The sequence below is a fragment of the Pandoraea anapnoica genome, from assembly GCF_902459765.1.
GTDB lineage: Bacteria > Pseudomonadota > Gammaproteobacteria > Burkholderiales > Burkholderiaceae > Pandoraea > Pandoraea anapnoica.
The window spans coordinates 153,586-174,525 of the sequence record NZ_CABPSP010000006.1 but is presented as its reverse complement, the minus strand read 5'-3'; the positions used below and the strand labels follow the sequence as shown (position 1 = coordinate 174,525).

Annotated in this window: 21 protein-coding genes; 5 read left to right on the top strand and 16 right to left on the bottom strand. The window is 63.2% G+C overall.

The annotated features are described in order from the left end of the window. Nucleotides 1-40 precede the first annotated feature (40 nt). Complete coding sequence (locus tag PAN31117_RS12245; RefSeq protein WP_150738428.1) at nt 41-967, top strand: LysR family transcriptional regulator; 927 nt, start codon at nt 41-43, stop codon at nt 965-967. Nucleotides 968-1,019: 52 nt separating this feature from the next. Here PAN31117_RS12245 and pdxA read toward each other — a convergent pair whose 3' ends face one another. The 3 genes from pdxA to PAN31117_RS12230 all read right to left on the bottom strand — a co-directional run bounded on the left by pdxA (nt 1,020) and on the right by PAN31117_RS12230 (nt 4,382). Continuing rightward, a complete protein-coding gene (pdxA, locus tag PAN31117_RS12240) occupies nt 1,020-2,021 on the bottom strand; it encodes a 4-hydroxythreonine-4-phosphate dehydrogenase PdxA (RefSeq protein ID WP_150665791.1) in 1,002 nt (333 codons plus the stop codon). 94 nt (nt 2,022-2,115) lie between these two features. Further along, nucleotides 2,116-3,387, bottom strand: a complete 1,272-nt coding sequence (locus PAN31117_RS12235) for a four-carbon acid sugar kinase family protein (RefSeq protein WP_150738427.1) — start codon at nt 3,385-3,387, stop codon at nt 2,116-2,118. Beyond that, the gene (locus PAN31117_RS12230; protein ID WP_150738426.1) at nt 3,384-4,382 is read right to left on the bottom strand and encodes a 2-keto-3-deoxygluconate permease; all 999 of its coding nucleotides are present in this window, start codon (nt 4,380-4,382) and stop codon (nt 3,384-3,386) included. The genes PAN31117_RS12235 and PAN31117_RS12230 overlap by 4 nt, the downstream gene beginning before the upstream one ends. A gap of 354 nt (nt 4,383-4,736) precedes the next feature. Between PAN31117_RS12230 and PAN31117_RS12225 the strand changes: the two genes are divergently transcribed. Then, entirely contained in the window at nt 4,737-5,504 is a 768-nt protein-coding gene (locus tag PAN31117_RS12225; RefSeq protein ID WP_150738425.1) for a DeoR/GlpR family DNA-binding transcription regulator, read from the top strand. Between the two features lie 53 nt (nt 5,505-5,557). Here the strand turns inward: PAN31117_RS12225 and PAN31117_RS12220 are convergent, their stop codons facing one another. Together PAN31117_RS12220 and argC are read right to left on the bottom strand one after the other, a co-directional pair. Next, nucleotides 5,558-6,013 carry an MEKHLA domain-containing protein gene (locus tag PAN31117_RS12220; RefSeq protein WP_174990940.1) on the bottom strand — a complete coding sequence of 152 codons (456 nt, stop codon included), beginning with the start codon at nt 6,011-6,013 and terminating at the stop codon, nt 5,558-5,560. A gap of 129 nt (nt 6,014-6,142) precedes the next feature. Continuing rightward, nucleotides 6,143-7,069, bottom strand: coding sequence for an N-acetyl-gamma-glutamyl-phosphate reductase (argC, locus tag PAN31117_RS12215; protein ID WP_150738423.1), 927 nt, complete (start codon nt 7,067-7,069; stop codon nt 6,143-6,145). Nucleotides 7,070-7,207: 138 nt separating this feature from the next. Here argC and PAN31117_RS12210 point away from each other — a divergent pair, with 138 nt between their 5' ends. Beyond that, complete coding sequence (locus PAN31117_RS12210; protein WP_150738422.1) at nt 7,208-8,092, top strand: LysR family transcriptional regulator; 885 nt, start codon at nt 7,208-7,210, stop codon at nt 8,090-8,092. Nucleotides 8,093-8,095: 3 nt separating this feature from the next. Here PAN31117_RS12210 and PAN31117_RS12205 read toward each other — a convergent pair whose 3' ends face one another. From PAN31117_RS12205 to PAN31117_RS12155, 11 genes are all read right to left on the bottom strand, one after another. Continuing rightward, complete coding sequence (locus PAN31117_RS12205) at nt 8,096-8,932, bottom strand: intradiol ring-cleavage dioxygenase (RefSeq protein WP_150738421.1); 837 nt, start codon at nt 8,930-8,932, stop codon at nt 8,096-8,098. 137 nt (nt 8,933-9,069) lie between these two features. Then, nucleotides 9,070-10,566, bottom strand: coding sequence for a monocarboxylate uptake permease MctP (mctP, locus tag PAN31117_RS12200; RefSeq protein WP_150738420.1), 1,497 nt, complete (start codon nt 10,564-10,566; stop codon nt 9,070-9,072). Then, nucleotides 10,567-10,746 carry a DUF3311 domain-containing protein gene (locus tag PAN31117_RS12195; RefSeq protein WP_039399840.1) on the bottom strand — a complete coding sequence of 60 codons (180 nt, stop codon included), beginning with the start codon at nt 10,744-10,746 and terminating at the stop codon, nt 10,567-10,569. Nucleotides 10,747-11,100: 354 nt separating this feature from the next. Beyond that, on the bottom strand, nt 11,101-12,294 hold the full coding sequence (locus PAN31117_RS12190) for a M20 aminoacylase family protein (RefSeq protein WP_150738419.1): 1,194 nt from the start codon (nt 12,292-12,294) through the stop codon (nt 11,101-11,103). Beyond that, nucleotides 12,291-12,806, bottom strand: coding sequence for a 6,7-dimethyl-8-ribityllumazine synthase (locus PAN31117_RS12185; RefSeq protein WP_150738418.1), 516 nt, complete (start codon nt 12,804-12,806; stop codon nt 12,291-12,293). Before PAN31117_RS12185 ends, PAN31117_RS12190 begins: the two co-directional genes overlap by 4 nt. Nucleotides 12,807-12,882: 76 nt before the next feature. Then, on the bottom strand, nt 12,883-14,358 hold the full coding sequence (locus PAN31117_RS12180; RefSeq protein WP_150738417.1) for a sodium:solute symporter family protein: 1,476 nt from the start codon (nt 14,356-14,358) through the stop codon (nt 12,883-12,885). A 2-nt stretch (nt 14,359-14,360) separates the two neighbouring features. Further along, nucleotides 14,361-14,576 carry a DUF3311 domain-containing protein gene (locus tag PAN31117_RS12175; protein ID WP_150577397.1) on the bottom strand — a complete coding sequence of 72 codons (216 nt, stop codon included), beginning with the start codon at nt 14,574-14,576 and terminating at the stop codon, nt 14,361-14,363. A 150-nt stretch (nt 14,577-14,726) separates the two neighbouring features. Then, nucleotides 14,727-16,160 (bottom strand): NAD-dependent succinate-semialdehyde dehydrogenase, encoded by a 1,434-nt coding sequence (locus PAN31117_RS12170; protein WP_150738416.1) that lies wholly within the window; start codon nt 16,158-16,160, stop codon nt 14,727-14,729. 56 nt (nt 16,161-16,216) lie between these two features. Beyond that, nucleotides 16,217-17,455, bottom strand: coding sequence for an MFS transporter (locus PAN31117_RS12165; protein WP_246189046.1), 1,239 nt, complete (start codon nt 17,453-17,455; stop codon nt 16,217-16,219). Between the two features lie 13 nt (nt 17,456-17,468). Continuing rightward, the gene (locus tag PAN31117_RS12160; RefSeq protein WP_150738415.1) at nt 17,469-17,984 is read right to left on the bottom strand and encodes a flavin reductase; all 516 of its coding nucleotides are present in this window, start codon (nt 17,982-17,984) and stop codon (nt 17,469-17,471) included. Between the two features lie 50 nt (nt 17,985-18,034). After that, nucleotides 18,035-19,399, bottom strand: coding sequence for an LLM class flavin-dependent oxidoreductase (locus PAN31117_RS12155; protein WP_150738414.1), 1,365 nt, complete (start codon nt 19,397-19,399; stop codon nt 18,035-18,037). Nucleotides 19,400-19,584: 185 nt separating this feature from the next. Between PAN31117_RS12155 and PAN31117_RS12150 the strand changes: the two genes are divergently transcribed. Both PAN31117_RS12150 and PAN31117_RS12145 read left to right on the top strand, forming a co-directional pair. Next, entirely contained in the window at nt 19,585-20,151 is a 567-nt protein-coding gene (locus PAN31117_RS12150; protein WP_046291224.1) for a helix-turn-helix domain-containing protein, read from the top strand. Nucleotides 20,152-20,206: 55 nt separating this feature from the next. Continuing rightward, a complete protein-coding gene (locus PAN31117_RS12145) occupies nt 20,207-20,908 on the top strand; it encodes an aspartate/glutamate racemase family protein (protein ID WP_150738413.1) in 702 nt (233 codons plus the stop codon). Nucleotides 20,909-20,940: the final 32 nt, after the last annotated feature.

Genomic DNA, 20,940 nt, shown 5'->3' with positions numbered 1-20,940 from the left:
ACTAATATAAAAAATATAGTTTGCAATATTGATTTTTTAAATGAAACCAACCCTGCGTCAGATCGAGTATTTCGTGGCCGTCGCCGAGACCGGGCAAGTGATGCGGGCCGCCGAGCGGTGCAGCGCGTCGCAGTCGTCGCTGACGATTGCCTTGCAGAATCTGGAGGTGATTGTCGGCACGCCGCTGTTCGTGCGGCACGCGAAGGGGCTGCGTCCGACGGAGGCGGGCGAACGGTTCCTGCGGCACGCCTATCGCATCCTCAACGCGACGGACGACGCCCTGCACGAAGCCCGTACGCTGCCCGACGACGCGGGCGGTCGGCTGCGGCTGGCCGTCACGGAGACGATCTCTGCCTATCTGCTGCCGTCAGTGGCCAGCACGTTATCCAAGCGTTTCCCTAACGTCGAACTCACGCTGATCGAGGGCGACCGTCGCGAGCTGGAAACGGCCGTGCTTGCGGGAGACGTCGATCTCGCCTTGCTACTGGTGTCCAACGTCGTCGCCGACGGTCTCGTCTCGCACACGTTGCTGCGCTCCACGCGGCGGCTCTGGACGAACCCCGGGCATCCGCTGCTCGACAAGCCGACCGTCACACTGGACGACGTGCGCGGGCAGCGCTTTCTGCTGCTGGACATGGACGAGCATGTGCAGACGGTCGAGCGTTACTGGCATGCGGCGCACGTCGAGCCGGTCGTGCATTTCCGCACGCGCTCGATCGAATCGATTCGCAGCATGGTGGCGCAGGGATACGGGGTATCGATTCTGTCGGATCTCGTCTACCGGCCATGGTCGATCGATGGCGGACGGATTTTGCGACGGGATCTCGGCACGGGCGTGCCATCGATGGATGTGGGACTGGTGTGGGCGGAGCGACGTCCACCACAGGGGCTGACCGAGCGTATCGTCGGCGCGCTACGCACACTCATCCGCGAAATCAACGATCGCGGTCATATGGGGGTGGAGTGAGCGAGGGCATCGGTCGCCGACAGTCGTCTTCGACCGATGCCCTTCCCGTACTTTAGCCGCGACGCGTCGCCAGCTCCGCACCCTGACGCAGCGCTTCGAGCAGGCTGCCTTCGTCGGCAATGCCCTTGCCTGCAATGTCGAACGCCGTGCCGTGATCGACCGACGTGCGCACCACTTGCAGACCGACGGTCACGTTCACACCCGCCTCCAGACCCAGCACCTTGACCGGACCGTGGCCCTGATCGTGGTACATGGCGACGACCAGATCGAAGTCGCCACGGCCAGCGCGGAAGAACAGCGTGTCGGCCGGGAGCGGGCCTTCGATGTCCCAACCGCGCTCGCGCAGCAGTTGCACGGCGGGCACGATCTTCTCTTCCTCTTCACCGTAACCGAACAGCCCGTTCTCACCCGCATGCGGGTTGATGCCGCACACGGCGATGCGCGGATTCGCAATGCCCGCCTTCACCAGCGTGGCGTGACCGCGCTCGATCGTGCGCTGCACCAGCCCCGGCTCGATCTTGCGGATCGCGTCGATGATGCCGATGTGCGTCGTCACGTGGATCACGCGCAGTTGCGGCGCGACCAGCATCATCGACACTTCTTCTACGCCCGTCAGATGCGCCAGCATTTCGGTGTGACCCGGGAACTTGTGACCGCCCGCGTGCAGCGCTTCCTTGTTGAGCGGTGCGGTGCAGATCGCGTCGATTTCACCGGCTTCGGCCAGCTTCGCGGCATGCGCGATGTACTGATACGCCGCGTCGCCCGCAATCGCCGACAGCTCGCCGAACGGCAGGTCTTCCGGGATCAGATCGAGGTCGATGCATTCGATCACGCCGCGCGCGAACGTCGCCTCGGCGACCGTCTTGATACGACGCACGGTGAGCGGCTGCTTCACGATGGCGATGGCCTGTTCCAGACGGCGCGCGTCGCCGATCACCACCGGACGGCACTGCTGATAAACGCTCTCGTGCGCCAGACTCTTGACGATGATTTCGGGGCCAACGCCCGCCGCATCACCCATGGTGATGCCGATAACAGGGAGGTAAGGGTTCATGGCGTTTGCGTTCATATCCGTTTTGTTGGGTTGCCCGGCGCACAGGCCGGGGCGATTTCCAGATGTTCGTTAGAGGGCGGTGTCACGTCTTGCGTCAACCGACGTTCGCATCCGCCGCCGCGCGCAAGTGGCGATAAGCGCTATGAAGCGCCGCCTCCCCGCCGAATGCCCCGGCCTTTGTGACGATGCGCATGGGGGCACCGTTGGCGGGACGTCCGACGGCCACGCCCGGCTCCACTTCCGACAGCAGTTCCAGCGCGCCGATGTTCGCCGCGCTCAACATCGCACGGGCCGTTTCGCCGCCAGTGACGATCAGTCCCGATAGCTTCGCGAAGTGCGGCGCAATCAATGCCGCCAGTGCGGCCGAGAGTTGCGCGCCTTCGGCGGGATCGAACGCGTCGTCGCGTCCGATACGCACGAGCAAGTCAGTGCCTTGCTCGATGGCTTCGCCGATGCGTTCGCACCACACGGTGCTCTGCGGATGCGCTGCACCTGCACGCAATACGGCAGGCGGCACGACCCACTCCACGACCGCATTGTCTTCGCACAGTCGTGCACATTGCTGCCGCGAGACGGCCGACAAACTGCCAACGAGCGTCAACACGCGGCCGTTGCCGTTAGCGGTGTCAACGTTGCTCGCCGCCTCTGCTGACGGCGTTGCGCCTTGCGGCACCTCGAACAATTCCGGCAGTTCGGCCAGTTCACGAGCGAGACCGCCCGAACCGACCCAGAAGATTTCCGTGAGCGACGTGCTGGCGCGCGCGAGCATGGCGAGGTCGTCATCGGTCTGCGCGTCGACGATCAGCGCCGTCACGCCCGCCGCGCGAGCCTGCGCGACGATGGTCGCCAACGCCGATGCCACCTGCACGAGTTCGTCGCGAAGCGTCTCGACGGACACCGTCTGCGTGACCATACCGGCCGCGCTCAGCATGGGTGCGAGACGCGCTTCCTGCCCTTCGTGCTCCAACTGCCACGTGTCCGTCTCGACCAGCGGCACACCGCGCACGAAGACTTCGCCGTTGCGCACGGTGCGTCCCGTCGCGGGAAACGCGGGCGCTACGACCGCCAGTCCCGCGAGCGGCTGCAAGGCCGCCACTTCGGCGACCCAGTTGCCGCGCAACGTCGAGTCGATTTTCTTGTACAGACGACGGCCCGGTGCCGCCAGTCGCTGCCAGGCCGCGACCGCGCGTGCCGCCGCTTCACTCGGTGCGAGACGCCGGGTGTCGGTGTCGATGGCGACAACCTGTGCCGAGGCGTTGAAGCCGTCGACGTCCAGCGACACCACACTGCGCCGTCCGGCATTGGTAAAGCCAATGGCACAGTCGGCAGCGCCGGACAGATCGTCGGCGACAATCAGAACACTCACTGCACCGCTCCCTTACCCGCGCTCGCTGCGTTTGCCGTATTGCGCGCCATGGCACGCTTGGCAACGGCAGCCGTCAGAATCGGCGAGACGATGGCGGTCACCACCACGCACGCTGCCACGAGCAGCGTCGCGCTCTTGGCGGCTTCTTCATAGACGGGGTTCGCGGCCGCAATCAGCGCAGGCACTGCCGCCGCATTCCCTGCCGTGTTGGCAGCGGCCGTACCGGCCACGCCCGTGCCGCCCGTCAGACGGTCGACGATATACAGCGGAATGCCCGTCACGACGACGACGGCGAAACCAAGCAGGATGCCCAACAGGCCCGCTTGCCAGACCTTGTGCAGATCGAGGCCCGCTCCGAGTGCCAGCGCGAAGAACGGAATCATGACGGGAACGGCACGGCCCAGGAAGTCGCGCATTTCGCGGTCGAGGTTGCCCAGCAGCATGCCCACGGCCAGCGGCAGAATGCTGCCGACCAGCGTCGGCCACGGGAACGCCGACAGACCGGCCACACCCAGCGTGACCATCGTCAGGAACGGCCCCGATTCGAGCGACATGATCGTGTACGCGCCCACATCTTCCGAGCGGCCATACTGACCCATCAGCGCCATATACAGGCCACCGTTGGTGTCGTTCATTGCGGCGACCACGGCCAGCGTGGAGATGCCCGCGAACATGCCCGACGTCACCGGTGCTTCGCCCAGGAAGTGTCCGAGTACGATGCCCACGACAATCGCCGCGCCCACCTTGGCGGCAAACAGCGCGCCCCCCTTCTTGATGAGGTACGGCGTGGCCTTCACGTCGATGCTCGCGCCCATGCAGACGTAGAAGACCGCGAGAATCGGCAGCGCACCGGTGAACAGCGCGTTCGTGAAGGAGCCGAAGAACTTCGGCATGCCCGGCATGAACGTGGCAATCAACGAGCCGATCAGCAGGGGGACAATCATCATCCCGCCCGGTACGCGTTCGATGCCGCGCTTGATATGAATTTGAGCCATTGTTGTCTCCCGACTGATATCTATATTGACTAATCGATCATTATTTTGATCGATTTGAGCAGACGGAAGTCTAATCGCTGCCAGAAAAATGTGCAAATTTTGTGACTAGGGGTTTATCCTCGAGTGAAATCGGTCAAAACGAGGGCATCCAGATCGTCAAAATGATTGAATCGATCATTATTGATAGACAACACGCCGCGTACCGCCCTCGCAGCCCCATTTGCCAGCGTCCCCACCGGTTTGCGGACGCCGCAAGCTACACTATGCGCGCCGTGCGGCGAACCTGCTGTCTGCCCTGACGGCGTTGCGCTCGCCCGCGAGACTTCGTCATTCGTATCATTGAGCGATCCCTCCATGAAAGTTGCTAACCGCCGCGAGGCGATTTTCAAAGCTGTCCTGTCGGGCATGACCGATGTGGCTGCGCTATGCGCGCACTTCGGCATGTCGGAGGCGACCGTGCGGCGCGACCTGCGCGCGCTGGCCGATGAACGCCGCATCGTGCGCACTTACGGTGGCGCGGCAGCACCCGTGCGTATGCACGAACCGGAAGAATCTCTGGAATTGCGTCGCGAGAGTTTTCGCGAACAGAAAGACGCCATCGCGCGCGCTGCGGTCGCGCATGTCGCCGACGGCGACACGATCTTCCTCGATGGCGGTACGACGACCGAAGCGATGGCGCGTTTCCTCGCGGGACGCGAGAGCGTGCAGGTCGTCACGAACAATTTGCTCGCCGTCGGTGCGCTGGCCGCCAACAAGGTGCCGGTGACGCTCATCGGCGGCGACGTGCGTCCGTCGAGCATGAGCGTGCTCGGCCCGCTGGCGCAGCTCGCGCTCTCGCGGGTTTCCGTCGACAAGGCGTTTCTCGGCGCGGATGGTGTCGTCGCCGGACGCGGACTGTGCGAAGCGTCGGCCGAACAGGCGTGGCTCAAGGAATGCATCATCCGACAGTCCGCCAGCGTCTATGTATTAGTGACGGCGAACAAACTCGACCGTGCAAGTCAGCAGCACTGGACGCCGCTTGAGCGCGCATGGACGCTCGTCACCGACGCACGCCCGGACGACTGCGCGCTCACCGAATTCCACAAGCACCCGGAAATCGCCATCGAATCGGTGAACGTCTGAAGGGATGACGCGAGGCGTCGTTCGTCACACGCGCACCGATCTGCGCCGACCGATCACATATCGCGAGTGCGCGGAATGACGACGGCCTGCCCATGCAGCTTGCCCTCGTCGTCGATCAACTGCCACAGCGTGGCCTCTTCGATCATGAAACGCTCACCGGTCTTTGTGATGCGCACCCCCTTGTAGCCCGACTCATAACCCAGACGCTGAACGCGTTCGAGGAACTGCTGACGCTCCGCACGGTTCGGCGCTTCGGCCGACAGGCGCGACGGCAGACGGGTGATTTCCGCCCAGTCGTAACCAAAGCGGCGCTGCGCCATCTTGTTGCCGTACACGAACACCGGATCGGCGGCCGTGTTGTGCGCGAGCACGGCAAACGGTGCGTGCTCGTAGAGCCATTCGACGGCGTCTTCGGAGGGGATGTCTTGGGGGACGAGCGGGCGGCCGAGCAGTCGTGCGTGGCTATCCGCCAGAAGTTGAAAAAACGCTGGATCGGAGTGAAGCGGCATCATCGGGGGGACTTCGACAACAAATTACGGGAGCCCTGACGATACAACATCCGCGCGATGTTCCGGGGGCGGGTCCCAGGCAAAACAACGGCGTCCGAGGACGCCGTTGGCTTGCCGATTTCGCCTGTTTTACTGAGTGAGCATTAAGTCCAGATTCTGAATAGCTGCCCCCGACGCGCCCTTGCCAAGGTTGTCGAGCACCGCAGCAAGCAGGATCTGACCGTTTTCCGGATGCGCGAACACGCTCAGTTGCATGAAGTTCGTGCCGTTCATCGCCTCCGGATCAAGCTGTTTCACAACGCCCGGCGCTTCCATCGGCATCACTTCGACGAATTTTTCATCGGCGTAGTGAGCCGACAAAGCGTTGTGCAACGCGCGACCATCGACGCCCGGTGCCAGCAAACGTACCTGAAGCGGAATCGTCAGCACGATGCCTTGCCGGTACGAGCCGTACGACGGCAGGAACAGGGGACGGAACGCGAGACCCGAGCGTTGTTCGATCTCCGGCGCGTGCTTGTGCGACAACTCCAGCCCGTACACGCGGTGTGTCGCCCGAGGCGTCGCATTCGGTCCTTCGTGTTCCTCGACCCCGGCGCGTCCGCGACCGGAATACCCCGACACGGCATTGACGCTGATCGGATAGTCGCGCGGGATCAACCCTGCGTCGACCAACGGCCGCAGCAGGCCAACCGCCCCCGTCGGATAGCAGCCGGGGTTCGACACGCGTTTGGCACTTGCCACGCGCTCTGCCTGCCCTTTCACCATTTCGGGGAAACCGTACACCCAGTCGGCGTGCGTGCGATGCGCGGAGCTCGCGTCGATCACCCGGACATGCGGATTGACGATGGACGCCGCGGCCTCGCGCGCGGCGGCGTCGGGCAGACAAAGAATGGCGATGTCGCAGTTGTTGATCGCCTCGGCGCGATGCTGCGGATCCTTGCGATGGGCGTCCGGCAACGTCAGCAGTTGAATATCGGCGCGTCCACGCAGTTGCTCGTGGATCTGCAATCCCGTGGTGCCCTGGTCACCATCGATAAAGACAAGTGGAGAAGACATATCAGATACCCCATCAGTGGAAACGTGAACCTCGTCGAAGTGGTATCTTCTTGCCACGAGTGAAATAAAAAAAGTTGAATTTCGTGAATCTGAAATTCCATTTTTCTGAATGATGTCTGACGAGATGACGGTGACGATATGAGAGAGATCAGTCTCGACCGATTAAAGACGCTGGTGGCGGTCGCCGACAGCGGTTCGTTTGCCGACGCAGCGCAGGCGCTGCACCTCTCGCCACCAACCGTCAGCCTGCATATCTCGGATCTGGAAGCGCGCGTGGGCGCACAACTTTTGTCGCGCAAGCGCGGGCACGTGCGACCGACGTCGGTCGGCGAGGCACTGGTTGAGCGCGCCCGGCGCTTGCTGGCCGACGCGGAGCGCACGCTGGAGGACATCGAGCGGCACGCGCAGGGACTTGCGGGACGGGTGAGAATCGGTGCGTCGACGGGGGCCATCGCGCATTTACTGCCGCAGGCGCTTGAAACGCTGCGTCTGGATCATCCAGATATCGACGTGCAGGTCGCCATCCTCACGTCGCAGGAGACGCTCAGTCGCCTGCATCGCGGCGCACTCGATCTCGGGCTGGTGGCGTTGCCGCAATCGCAGGCCAAAGGGCTGACGCTGCGGCAATGGCGTCGCGATCCGGTGATAGCGTTCCTGCCCGCGCATTGGGAGATGCCCAAACGCGTGACGCCGGACTGGCTCGCCGCCCAGCCGCTCATCCTGAACGACAGTACAACACGCTTGTCGCGCCAGACGGCCGAATGGTTCGCCGCCGCCGGACATCATCCAACGCCGCGCATCGAACTCAACTACAACGACGCGATCAAGAGCCTCGTGGCCGCCGGGTACGGCGCCGCGCTTCTGCCGCACGAAGCCACCACGCCCCACACGGACGAGCGCATCGCCATGCGGCCGCTGCGTCCTGCGTTGTGGCGCGATCTGGGCATCGCGCATCACGCGGGGCCGCTGGAGCGCTCAACTCAGCATGTGCTTGATGCACTGTGGGGACTGCGGCTGCGATAGCACTCAGTCCTTGGCGACAGGGTTGAGGACAAAGTCGTAATGCAGCGAGTAGCTGCCGTCGTCACGACGCACCCACGGTGCGATCAGTGACTGACGCACGCCGAACACCGCATCCGAATCGAGCCATTTATCGTCTTCTCGGAACACATGCGTGACCAGCGTCTCGTACCCTGACGCTTCGATACGGAAGTGCAGATGCGCGGGACGCCATGGATGCCGCGCCGTCGCCGCCAGCAGCTCGCCGACCGGCCCGTCGGTCGGGATCGGATAGGCCTCGGCCAGCACCGTGTGGAAACGGTACACGCCCGCCTCGTCGGCATTTAGCACGCCGCGTCCTTGTGCGGTATCGAGGTCGTCGCGTTGCACGTCGTACAGGCCCTGCGCGTCGGCCTGCCACACGTCGATGCGTGCGCCTGCAACAGGACGGCCGTCCAGCCCGCGAATGCTGCCGCTGACTTCGCACGGCTCGCCCGATGCGCCGTTCGCCACGTCGTCACCGTTCTCGTAATGCGGCGCACCGTCGACAAAGAACGGCCCGAACACCGTCGCCTCGGTGCATTCCGGCGGTTTCGCATTATTCATCGCGACAGTGAGCATCGACAGCCCCAGCACATCGCTTAACAGGATGAATTCCTGACGCTTGTCGTCGCACTTCTGGCCGGTCGCCGTCAGAAAAGCGATTCCTTTGGCCCACTCGTCTTCCGTCAGATTCACCTCGCGTGCAAAGTCGTGCAGATGGCGAATGAGGCTGGTGAGCACTTCGCGAACGCGCGGGTCCGGCGTGTCCGCCAGGCGGTCTATCGCTTCCTGCGTGATCGTGTGTTGATCCAGATTGCGCATCGCGTGTCCTTGACGATCAGGTCTGACGAAACGAAAAAGGCACCACGTGCCCAGGGATGATCCCGGCATGTGGCGCCCTCATCTGATGCGCTACGCCACGCGGACTGGGCGTGGCAAGCACTCAGCAAACTTAGCGGTTACACCGCACTACGCAGTGCCGGACGCGAACCCTTGCCCAGCACGAGGTTAGCGACCACCGCCACGACGACGTTCAGTGCCAGCGCAATCAGGCCCGTGTACATCGCGTACTGGTCACCGCCCACCGTGAACGAGTGCACCGGCTTGATGCCGTCGGCAAACGCCATCCAGCTCCCGCACACGATCCCGACGGCCCAGCCGCACAGCAACGCACGCGCGCCGAACCAGCCCACGAACAGGCCGAACACGAGCGCCGGGAACGTTTGCAGAATCCACACACCGCCCAGCAATTGCAGGTCGAGCGCGAACTTCGTCGGCAGGAACAGGATGAACACCAGCGCGCCCAGCTTCACGACCAGCGACACGACCTTGGCTACCTTCGCTTCACCCTCGTTCGAAATCCCCGGGTTGACGTACGGCTTCCAGAAGTTGCGCGTGAACAGGTTCGACGCACCGATCGACATCACGGCCGCAGGCACCAAGGCACCAATGGCAATCGCGGCGAACGCAAAGCCTGCGAACCAGCTCGGGAACAGGCCGTTGAACAACGCCGGGACGACGTCGTTGTTGGTCTGCACCTTCACACCGGCCGCGTAAGCCATAAAGCCAAGCAGCGCGATCAGGCCGAGCAACACGGTGTAGGCGGGCAGGAAGACGGCGTTCTTGCGAATGGTGTTCGCGTCCTTCGCAGCGAAAATGCCCGTGAGCGTGTGCGGATACATGAACGCGGCCATCGCCGAGCCAAGCGCCAGCGTGGCGAACGGCAGGAACTGCGACGGCTTGAGCGTCAAGCCGGTCGCCCCGCCCTTGTTCGCGAACACCTCGCGCGCCGAGTCGAACACGACACCGTAGCCGCCCAGCTTTGCGGGCACGACGACCACTGCCACCAGCACCACGATGTAGATCATCAGGTCCTTGACGAAGGCGATCAGCGCCGGTGCGCGCAGCCCTGCCGAATACGTGTACAGCGCAAGAATCACAAACGCGGCAAGCAGCGGCAGCTCACCGGTCAGTCCCAGTGCCTTGATCACGACTTCCATACCGATCAGTTGCAGCGCGATGTACGGCATCGTCGCCACCACGCCGGTAAGCGCAATCGCGAACTCCAGCGGACGCGACTGATAGCGACCGTAGACCACGTCGGCCGCCGTCACGTGACCGGCCTTGTGCGCGGCGTGCCACAGCTTGGGCATGATCAGGAAGACGATCGGGTAGACGAGAATCGTGTACGGCAACGCAAAGAAGCCGTAGGCACCGACCGCATAGACCAGCGCCGGAACAGCGATCACGGTGTAAGCCGTGTAGAAGTCGCCGCCGACAAGGAACCACGTAATCCATGCGCCGAAGTTGCGACCACCGAGGCCCCACTCGTCCAGGTGCGCGCCTTTGTTGGACGGCCCGGCCATCCAGCGCGACGCCCAAAACCCCATGACGGTGACGAGGATGAAGAAGAATACGAAGACCGCTAGCGCAGTCCAGTTGATACCGGCGTCCATTTATTCTTCCCCTTTCTTCAGACCATCGCGAAACACGATCCAGATCAGCAGCGAGGTCAGCGGCACCCAGGCGAACTGGTACCAGTAAAAGAAAGGGAATCCCCAAAGGGCCGGCAGTTCTTTGTTGTAGAAAGGCACCCACAACAAGCCGATGAACGGCAGCAATAGCAATAACCGCATCTCAGCAGTCTCCTCTTGTTCTAGTTCGATAAAAGCGCATGTGAAACACGCTTAAATACACTCTAGCCGATGGAATGTGCTTTTGCCGCTGCGCCGCAAAGCCCCATGAACAGTGGGGTTTCAGGGAGAAAAGGAGACGTTGTGCGTATCGAAACATTTTGTCCCGATGCGCAAGTTTTAAGTCCGTTTTACTCGATGAAATCGACGTGTTTTTACATTGATTTCATCGGGACTTAGGTTGAAATATCAGGCACGAATAATGCCCGAATCGGAAAGTACAACGCACCTGCATCGTGTATAAAAATACGCAGGTGCGTTGAATTTGCCGCATTAAAAAATCTTGACTTCGGCCAATTATCGTCTACGTGGTCCTACGTAGTAGGCCTGCGCAAGCGCAACCCAATACCGCACGCCGTCGCGAATAATGTCGTCGTTAAAGTCGTAGGCAGGATGATGCAAACCGACGCCGGTTTCACCACGCGGCGCATTGCCGATCAGCACGTAAGCGCCCGGCCTCGCTTCGAGCATGAAACCGAAGTCCTCGGACGTCATGTTGGGCGGCACGTCGGCGTGCGTGGCGTCGTCCCCGAACGTTTCGCGCATGACTTGCTCGCACAGCGCGGCTTCGTTGGCCGTATTGACGGTCGCCGGGTAGTACTGGAAGAACTCGGTCTCGATGGTCGCGCCGTAGCCCGCTGCCAACCCGTCGCCAATGCGGCGGATATCGTCCTGCAACTGGTTCAGCACGGCCGACGATAGCGTGCGGATCGTGCCGCGCAACTCCGCCGTGTCGGGGATCACGTTGTCCGTGTCGCCTGCGCGCATCATGCACACGGAGACGACTGCCGGTGCGACGGGATCCTTGTGGCGGGCCGCCAGCGTCTGGCATTGCAGCACCATCGAGCAGGCGAGCGGAATCGGATCGAGGCCGAGATGCGGCTGCGCGGCATGTGCGCCCTTCCCGCGAATCGTGATCCGGAAACGAACGCCCGCCGCCATGATCGGCCCGGTGCGCAGGCCGAACTCGCCCGCAGGCAATGTCGGCCAGTTGTGCATACCGAACACAGCCTGCGTCGGGAAGCGCTCGAACAGGCCGTCATCGATCATCTTCTGCGCGCCCGCGCCGCCCTCCTCGCCCGGCTGGAAGACGAAGTGCACCGAACCCGGCAATTGCGGCAACTGACGCAGCACACGGGCCGCGCCGAGCAGCATCGTCGTGTGTCCGTCATGGCCACAGGCGTGCATCACGCCGTGATGGCACGACGCGTGCGAGAACGTGTTCGCTTCCTGAATCGGCAGCGCATCCATGTCGGCACGCAACACGATGCCCCGCGACGGGTCCGCACCCGGCAGGCTCGCCACCACGCCTGTGCCCGCCATGCCACGGTCGACGGTGTAGCCGAGCGAGGTCAGATACTCGGCGACCACATCCGAAGTGCGGCGCTCTTCGAAGCGCAGTTCGGGATGGGCATGCAGGTCGCGGCGCAAGGTGCGCAAGTCGGCGTCGCCCTCGGCGAGCAATACGTCCAGATCGCTCGGAGGCGTCATGTCAGAGATTCCTTGCTAGGTGTAGGGGATCCAGCGTTCTCCGGAGCGACGAGGCTGCCGAGATTCGCCAGTGCGAGCAGCATGCCGACACAGGCGTCGGCCACTTCGCGGCCCTTGTGACGCAGATGCCCGTCGAAAAATCCGTAGTGCTCGTCGTGCGAATGGAAGTGGTGCGGCGTGAGCGACATCGAGAACACCGGCACATCGGTGTCGAGCTGCACGCGCATCAGGCCATCGACCACGGCCTGCGCCACGAACTCGTGACGATAGATCCCACCGTTGACGACGAGTGCTGCACCGACGATGGCGTCGTACTGACCGCTTTTCGCGAGACGTCTCGCGAACAGCGGAATTTCGAACGCACCGGGCACGTCGAAGTGATGGATACGGTCGGCGGGCACGCCCAGTTCCGTCATGCGCGTCTGGAAGGCGTCGCGTGCGCCGTCGAGCAAGTCGGCATGCCAGCCAGCTTGCACGAACGCGATGCGATGAATATCGAGGGAAGTCGTCATAGCTAGTCTGTTGCACGAAAGCCCGCCGCCCCTTCCGGGGCAGCCACGGGCGCTCGTTACTTCTCTTGTGACTGGATTACGATGCGTCTGCCGAAAGCTGCGCAGTAGCAGCCGTGCGGCGCGTGAGCAGCGTCACGACTACCAGCGTCGCCACGTTGAACACCAATGCCACGATGCCGACGTTGAGGTCCTTTAGCGCGTCCGGCAGGAACGGGAAGAGGGCTGCGACCGACTTCTTCGTGAGCGACACCCACGCCACCGTCGCCTCACCGACGATGATGCTGGCGAACGCCGCCGGGCGGGTCACGAGGTTCTTGCCGATAAGGCTCGCCAGCAACACCGGGAACAACTGCGTCACGAGCGCATAGGCCATGAGCAGCAGCGCCACGATGGTCTGGCCGCCGTTGAGCGTGAACAGCACCGCCAGCGCCATGACCGCCGGGGCGAGCCACTTGGCGACGCGAGCGACGTGCGCATCGCTCGACTGCGGACGCAGCGGGCGATACACATTGTTCGCGAGCAGCGTGGCCGACGTCATCAGGATCATCGAACCCGGCACGAGTGCCGTCAGAATCCCGGCCGCGCCGATCACACCGACGAACCAGGGATCGAACGTCGCGAGCGACACCTTGAACAGCGCCAGATCGATGTCGCCACCGGTGAGGCCCGGCACGGCAAGCACCGCCGAAAAGCCGACGAAGAGGATGAACAGCAGCATCAGCTGATAGATAGGCAGCACGAAGGCGTTGCGGCGCAGCACTTCCTCACGCTTGGCCGTGTACGTCGCCATGAACATGTGCGGCCACATGTAGAAGCCCAGCGTCGACAGGATCACCGTGGAGACCATCCACACCGGGCTTTCGCCCACGTCCTTGAGCGCCAGGAAGCCCGGCTTGGCCTTCTCGATGGCCGCGAACATGTCGCCCACGCCACCGTAGTAGTGATACGGCAGATAGAGACCGAGGAACACGGCGACGAACATGACGAGCGCGTCCTTGACGACCGACGTCCATGCCGAACCGTGTACGCCGGAAAGTGCCACGTACACCGCGACCACGACCGCGCCGATCAGCACGCCCTGATTCGCCGAGAGCGCGGAATACGACGATACGCTCACGATGATCCCAAGCCCCTTGAGTTGCAGCACGAGGTATGGCACCAGCGCCGCGAAACCGACGATGGCCACCAGCACGCCGAGCACCGGACTGTTGTACTTCGAGGCGAAGAAGTCCGGCTGCGAGATCAGGTTGCGTTCCTTCGCATAACGCCAGATCGGCGGCAACAGGAAGTAGGACAAGATAAACGGCAGGCTGCCGTAGCCGAGCAGGTAATACGCGCCCGCCCCATGGCCATACGCATAACCACTGCCACCAAGGAACACGAACGTCGTGTAGATCTCGCCCGCCATCAACAGGAAGACGATGGCCGCGCCGAAGCCGCGACCGCCGACGGCCCATTGCTCCAGACTCATGTCCTTGCCGCGTCGCGCGCGGATGCCGAGGAACAGCGCCAGCGCGATGGCCAGAAAGATGAAGATCAGTGCGCTATTCATACTCAGACTCCTTCCTGGCCGTGGTCGGCCGCCTCGAATCGCGCCCGATCCGCGTAATAGATGATCGCCATCACGATCGAGGTCAGCACGAGCGCCCCCGCCAGCCATGCCAGCAGAAACGGCATCCCGAGCACATACGGCGTGACGCGGTTGACGAAAAACGGACCTACCAGAACCGCCAATACTGGTAGGAGTGCTAAAAGATGTATGGACCGCATGAGCTTCTCCTGGTTTTTCCCGTTGCCTTGTCGGGCCGGTCAGGGCATCGCACATTCAAGCTAATTCAATGTGCGATAGCCGTCGTCCGGCACGTCGTATATGCGGTGAAGCGTGTCCCGTACGTTCACCGCGACAGATCCGTCGTCGGGTTACGCCGTCTCCATCAGGTGCGAGATGCTCTTGACGTGCGTGTAGCACTCAAGCCCCTCGGTGCCCCCTTCTCTGCCGTAGCCGCTGTCCTTCACGCCACCGAACGGTGTCTCGGAGACTGCCGAAACTAGATGGTTGATCGCAAGGTTGCCGACTTCGAGTTCGTCGCCGAGGCGGTAGGCATTCGCCGCCGAGCGGGTAAATGCGTACCCCGCCAGCCCATAGGGCACGCTGTTAGCGCGTTCGATAGCTTCGTCGAGGCTATCGACGGGCACGATCAGCGACAGCGGGCCGAACGGTTCTTCGAGCATTGCGCGCGCATCAGGCGGCACGTCGGCCAGTGCGGTGAACGGAAACACATAGCCGGGGTCTTCGGCGCGAGCGCCACCGCACAGCACGCGGGCACCGCGTGCCACCGCGTCGTCGACCAGCGAATGCAACGCGTCCAGACGCCGCTGGTTCACCACCGGGCCGATGTCGCTCGACGATTCGAGGGCGTGACCCGCACGGATCGCCGCGCCGTGACGCGCGAAGGCTGCCGTGAAGGCGTCGTAGACCTTGCGATGGACGAAGAAGCGCGTGGGCGCCACACACACCTGACCGGCGTTGTTGAGCTTGCCTTTGACGCAAGCAAGCGCCGCCGCTTCGGGGTCCGCGTCGTCGCACACGATGACCGGTGCGTGACCGCCCAGTTCCAGAATGGCGGGCTTCATATGCTTCGCTGTCAACCCGGCGAGGTGCTTGCCGACCGGCGTGGAGCCCGTGAACGTGATGCCGCGCACAACGGGGCTTGCGATCAAATGCGACGAAATCGTCGCGGGGTCGCCGAACACGAGGTTGAACACGCCGTCGGGCAAGCCTGCGTCCTGGAACGCCTGCGCCATCAGCACGGCACCGGCGGGCGTTTCTTCCGCCGCTTTGAGGATGATCGAGCAACCCGCCGCGAGTGCGCCGCCGACCTTGCGCGCAGGTGAACTCATCGGGAAGTTCCACGGCGTGAAGGCCGCGATCACGCCGAGCGGTTCACGCACCACGGTATGACGCATGCCCGGCTCGGCGGGAATGACACGACCGTAAAGACGCTTGCCTTCGTTGGCATCCCACGTCATCAGATCGCAGCCGCGCAACACTTCTGCGCGGGCTTGCGCAAGCGTCTTGCCTTGTTCCAGCGAGATGGCGAACGCGATGCTTTCGACGCGCTCCTTGAGCAACGTAATGGCGCGCAGCATGATCTCGCTGCGCTGCGCAGGCGACGTGCGTCGCCAGACGCGGAAACCACGCTCAGCCGCAGCCAAAGCGTCGTCGAGGTCGGTGAGCGTCGCCGTCGGAACGGTGCCGATGGTCGTGCCTTCCGAGGGGTTCGTCACCGGCTGGCCGGGCGCTGCGCGCCACTGACCGCCGATCAGCATCTTGATGTCGGGATAGGAATACATTTCAACGTCTCGGGTTACTTGAGGTACAGAAGAAAAGCGCTTCGTGTGCTGTCGTGCTATCGCTTGCCACCGGCCATGCGCAGCGACGCCGGGTGCTGACGCAATCGCCACATCGCCACGCAGCCGAGGGCCGGTCCGATGGCGAGCACCCCCATGCCGCCCTGCCAGCCGAGGTGGGTCACGATCACCGGCACCAGCCGGATGCTGGCGAGCGTGAGCAGGAAGCCAGCGCATGTCTGTGCGGTAAGCAGCGTGCCGACCGACGTCGGGTCCGCCAACTCCGCGACGGCCGCCGAAAACTGCGCGGAGTCTGCGATGACGGAAAAGCCCCACACGAATGCGACACCTACGACGAGTGCTAGCGGTGCCGCAGGCAGCCAGCCGATCACAACGGCGCACGTCGCGCTGAGCGCCATCGCCCCTATCGTGACGAGCGTTCTGCCCAGACGATCCGCAAGCATGCCGCCCGCCCACGCACCGACCGCACCGAACGCGATCACGGCGAACGTCAGCATCTCGGCCTTCTCGTGAAAATCCGCTATCCCGTGCAAATTCAACGTGTATTGCAGGAACAAACCGAGCCACGCCCACATGGCATATAGCTCCCACATGTGACCGAGGTAGCCCAGATTCGCCAGCCGCACCGCCGGGTCGCGCCACGCCTGCGTGACCTTCGTGAAGTCGACGCGCGCCGCCCGCTTGATGTTCGGGCCGATCTGCGCGAAGCCGATAGCCACGCCCGACGCCACAGCCAGCGTGGCTGCCGCGAGATAAACCCAGCGCCAGTCGAGATCTTGCAAGCCGCCCACCAGATGCGGACTCGCGGAGCCCAGCGTGAGCGCCGCGACCAGCAAGCCGATCAGCAAACCGAGGTCGGCTTTGGCCCACGTGGCCACGAGCCGTATACCGACCGGATAGACGCCAGCCATGCAAATGCCCGTGATTAGTCGCAACAGAATCACCATCGGCCCTGTTGGCGGCAGCACGGCGAGTGCACCGGTCGAGAGCGCCGCCATCAGCGCCGACGCCGCGAAGATCCGACGCAGGTCGTAGCGGTCGGGCAGCGCGAGCGTGGCCGACACGACCGTGCCGATCACGAACCCGAGCTGCACCGCACCGGTGAGCATCGCCTCGTCGCCCGAGGCAATCGCCTGCGTGCGCTTGATGAGCGCGACGGCGGTCGTCGACGAAAACCAGACGCCCATTGCCGCCACTTGCGCCAGCAGCACAATCCCCAGTGAGGCGAGCTTGCCGTCGGGTGCGCCGTGTTCGCGCAGGGTGGACATAGACTTCATGGGCGGGGCGTCCTCAGGCGGAGAGCGCTTGCGCGACCATGCCGACGCGGTGGAAGCCGCGTGCGAAATAGATCAGGCCGTCGAGTGCCCCAGCCGAGCGCGCCGCCTTGACTTCGCAGAAGAAGACGGTGTGCGTGCCGACTTCGGTGATGGACGAGACCTCGCAGTCGAGCACGCTCACTGCGCCTTGCAACGCCGGTGCGCCGGTGTGCAAGGTGTCCCAGTCGCCGCTGGCGAAACGCGTCTCGATCGACAGATCCTTCGTCGCGAACTGCATGGCAATGTCGCGCTGGTCGGCCGACAGCACGTTCACGCACAGGCGTGCGTTCTCGCGCATCACGGCGTTGTTGCGGCTCGCCCGGTTGATGCAAACGAGCAGCGTGGGCGGATCGTCGGTGACGGCACATACTGCGGAGGCCGTGCATCCGGCCAGCCCGCCAGGGCCGTCGGTGGTGATGACGTTGACGGCAGCGCCCAGGCCAGCCATCGCCTCGCGGAAGATCGATTTGTCCACCGTGCTCTTGTCCATTTCCTTCACCTCGTTCGATGCTACGTGACGGTTCGGTTTCACGGGGACGCTTACTTCGCGCCCGAGCGGTACTGCGCAGCGCTGTGCGTCTGCGGCAGACGGTCATGGCCGAAGAGCTTCTTGCGGTAGGTGCCGTCGCCGTACGAAGTCTTGTACGCGCCGCGCTCCTGCAATAGCGGCACCACGAGTTCGATCACGTCTTCGAAGCACTCCGGCACAACGGTGCGCGACAAGTTGAAGCCGTCGATCCCCGTCGCCTCGCTCCACGCCATCATCTGGTCGGCAATGGTCTGCGCCGAGCCGATCCACGGGGTCTGGCGGCTGCCGAGCACCATTTGTTCGAGCAGCTTGCGGCGCGTCCATTGCGGACCAGCGGCGCGCGTCATGGCCGTCACGTTCGACACAATGGCCTGGCTCTTGCCGGTATCGATCGGCTCGTCGATGTCGTACTTGGCGAAGTCGATGCCAAGCGACGCAGCCGCGTGCGCGAGCGCGCCCTCCGAGCTGACATAACGACGATACTCTTCGAACTTCTCTTTTGCCTCGGCGTCGGTGCGGCCAACGATAGGCGTCGCGCCCATGAAGACTTTGACGTCGCTCGCTTCGCGGCCGCACTTCACAGCCTCCGCGCGGATCGTGTCGACGATCTCCTTCACGCCGTCCATCTTCTGGCCGTTCACGAAAACGCACTCGGCGTGGGTGGCCGCGAACTGGCAACCGCGCGGCGACGAACCGGCCTGATACAGCACTGGCGTACGTTGCGGCGACGGGGCGCTCAGGTGCATCGCGTCGACTTTGTATTGCTTGCCGTGGTGATGAATCACGCGCACCTTCGACGGATCGGCGTAGACGCCGCCCGCGCGGTCGGCCAGCACGGCGTCATCGTCCCAGCTCCCTTCCCACAGCTTGTAGACCAGCGACATGTACTCGTCCGCGAGGTCGTAGCGATCGTCGTGCGCGATCTGCCCTTCGATGCCGATGGCGCGCGCGGCGCTATCCAGATAGCCCGTCACGATGTTCCAGCCGATGCGCCCGCCCGTCAGGTGATCGAGCGTCGACATACGGCGCGCGAACAGGAACGGTTGCTCGTAGGTCAGGTTGGCCGTGACGCCGAAGCCGAGGTGTTGCGTTGCGGCGGCCATGGCCGGGATCAGCATGAGCGGATCATTGACCGGCACCTGCACGGCGTTACGCAGCGCGGCATCGGCGTTGCCGCCGTAGACGTCGTACACGCCGACCACGTCGGCGAAGAACATCCCGTCGAAGAGCCCCTTCTCCAGCTTCTTCGCGTAGTCGACCCAGTATTGCAACTCGCTGTAGCGCGTGGATTGATCGCGCGGATGCGTCCACAGACCTTGCTGGATATGACCCACGCAGTTCATCTCGAAGGCGTTCAGTCGAATTTCACGGGGCATGTTGACTCCTTGTCTGCAACAAATTAGGGGCAGGACCAATGCGGTTCGATCCGTTGTTGCCGTTTACTATAGTAGACGTTTGACTACGATCAAAAATGTTTCGGATGGGGGTAAACGCTTAATTTCCGGGTCGTGATAGAGGTGACTTGTATAATTTCGCAACCCGAAACCCTTGGAATCTCTGCATGACTCCCCCGATGGTGGACCCGACGCCCGCGATTTCGCATCGCATCCGTATCGAACGCGAATCCCGCGGCTGGTCGTTGGGCGATCTGGCCGAACGCTCCGGTGTCTCGAAGGCGATGATCAGCAAGATCGAACGTGGTGCGGCCAGCCCGACGGCCGCACTGCTCGGTCGTCTCTCGGGTGCATTCGGTTTGCAACTGTCGATGCTGCTTTCGCTCGCCGAGCAATCCGGTGAGCGACTGAGCCGCGAAGCAGAGCAACTGGTCTGGCAGGACCCAGAGACGGGCTATCTGCGCCGCGCCGTGTCACCGCGCAATGGCGGCATGCTGGAGTTGCTGGAAGTGACCTTGCCGCCGGGCGTGAACGTGTCGTATCCGTCGTCGGCCTTCACGTTTCAGCATCAGCAGATCTGGGTGCGCAAGGGAACGCTCACGTTCGAGGAAGGCGAGTTGACGTACGAACTCAAGGAAGGCGACTGCCTTCAGCTCGGACCACCCGCACCGTGCACTTTCCTCAACGCAGGCAAGCAGCCTTGCGTCTACGTTGTGGCGCTGGTGCGCCGTTAATCGGAAGTCACGCGCACATCAAGCGAACATCGTCGTTACCGAACGAGGAATTTTCATGCGCACCATCGGCCTTATCGGCGGCATGAGCTGGCAATCCAGCGTGGAGTACTACCGCATCGTCAACGAGGCGGTGCAGGCTAAACTCGGCCCGCTGCGCTCAGCGCAGACACTGATGTTCAGCGTGGATTTCGGCCCGATTGAGCGAGCCCAGCATGAGGGACGCTGGGATGACGCCGGTGTGATGTTGCGCGAGGCGGCGAAGCGTCTGGAAGCAGGCGGCGCGGACTGTGTGGTGCTGTGCACGAACACGATGCACAAGCTGGCGAACTACATCGAAGACGCGGTCTCGATCCCGCTCATCCACGTCGCCGACCCGGTCGGGCATGCTGCAAAGGCACGCGAGATTACCTGCGTCGGCCTGCTAGGGACGGCGTTCACGATGGAGCAGGATTTCATCAAGTCACGACTGCACCAGAAATTCGGACTCGACGTGCTCGTGCCGGACAGCGACGACCGCGGCGCCGTGCATCGTGTCATCTACGACGAGCTTTGCGTCGGCATCGTCAGCGACGCATCGCGCGCCGTCTATCTGGATGTGATGCAACGGCTCACCGCACGCGGCGCGCAAGCCATCATTCTCGGATGCACCGAGATTTCCCTGCTCGTGAAGCCTGAACACACCGACCTGCTTCTATTCGACACCACCGAATTGCACGCGATGGCAGCGGTCGACTTCGCGCTCGACGGCGTCGACTGATATTGCAACGGGAGAGCGTCGAATCAATGTCG

Bases quoted from the DNA above. Each gene is read 5' to 3' on its own strand.
- PAN31117_RS12180 (WP_150738417.1), bottom strand. From the start codon at position 14,358: ATGAATAGCGCACTGATCTTCATCTTTCTGGCCATCGCGCTGGCGCTG.
- PAN31117_RS12165 (WP_246189046.1), bottom strand. From the start codon at position 17,455: ATGAAGTCTATGTCCACCCTGCGCGAACACGGCGCACCCGACGGCAAG.
- PAN31117_RS12150 (WP_046291224.1), top strand. From the start codon at position 19,585: ATGACTCCCCCGATGGTGGACCCGACGCCCGCGATTTCGCATCGCATC.
- PAN31117_RS12155 (WP_150738414.1), bottom strand. From the start codon at position 19,399: ATGCCCCGTGAAATTCGACTGAACGCCTTCGAGATGAACTGCGTGGGT.
- PAN31117_RS12190 (WP_150738419.1), bottom strand. From the start codon at position 12,294: ATGACGCCTCCGAGCGATCTGGACGTATTGCTCGCCGAGGGCGACGCC.
- argC (WP_150738423.1), bottom strand. From the start codon at position 7,069: ATGTCTTCTCCACTTGTCTTTATCGATGGTGACCAGGGCACCACGGGA.
- mctP (WP_150738420.1), bottom strand. From the start codon at position 10,566: ATGGACGCCGGTATCAACTGGACTGCGCTAGCGGTCTTCGTATTCTTC.
- PAN31117_RS12170 (WP_150738416.1), bottom strand. From the start codon at position 16,160: ATGTATTCCTATCCCGACATCAAGATGCTGATCGGCGGTCAGTGGCGC.
- PAN31117_RS12195 (WP_039399840.1), bottom strand. From the start codon at position 10,746: ATGCGGTTATTGCTATTGCTGCCGTTCATCGGCTTGTTGTGGGTGCCT.
- PAN31117_RS12245 (WP_150738428.1), top strand. From the start codon at position 41: ATGAAACCAACCCTGCGTCAGATCGAGTATTTCGTGGCCGTCGCCGAG.
- PAN31117_RS12220 (WP_174990940.1), bottom strand. From the start codon at position 6,013: ATGCCGCTTCACTCCGATCCAGCGTTTTTTCAACTTCTGGCGGATAGC.
- PAN31117_RS12160 (WP_150738415.1), bottom strand. From the start codon at position 17,984: ATGGACAAGAGCACGGTGGACAAATCGATCTTCCGCGAGGCGATGGCT.
- PAN31117_RS12175 (WP_150577397.1), bottom strand. From the start codon at position 14,576: ATGCGGTCCATACATCTTTTAGCACTCCTACCAGTATTGGCGGTTCTG.
- PAN31117_RS12145 (WP_150738413.1), top strand. From the start codon at position 20,207: ATGCGCACCATCGGCCTTATCGGCGGCATGAGCTGGCAATCCAGCGTG.
- PAN31117_RS12210 (WP_150738422.1), top strand. From the start codon at position 7,208: ATGAGAGAGATCAGTCTCGACCGATTAAAGACGCTGGTGGCGGTCGCC.
- PAN31117_RS12225 (WP_150738425.1), top strand. From the start codon at position 4,737: ATGAAAGTTGCTAACCGCCGCGAGGCGATTTTCAAAGCTGTCCTGTCG.
- PAN31117_RS12185 (WP_150738418.1), bottom strand. From the start codon at position 12,806: ATGACGACTTCCCTCGATATTCATCGCATCGCGTTCGTGCAAGCTGGC.
- PAN31117_RS12230 (WP_150738426.1), bottom strand. From the start codon at position 4,382: ATGGCTCAAATTCATATCAAGCGCGGCATCGAACGCGTACCGGGCGGG.
- PAN31117_RS12205 (WP_150738421.1), bottom strand. From the start codon at position 8,932: ATGCGCAATCTGGATCAACACACGATCACGCAGGAAGCGATAGACCGC.
- pdxA (WP_150665791.1), bottom strand. From the start codon at position 2,021: ATGAACCCTTACCTCCCTGTTATCGGCATCACCATGGGTGATGCGGCG.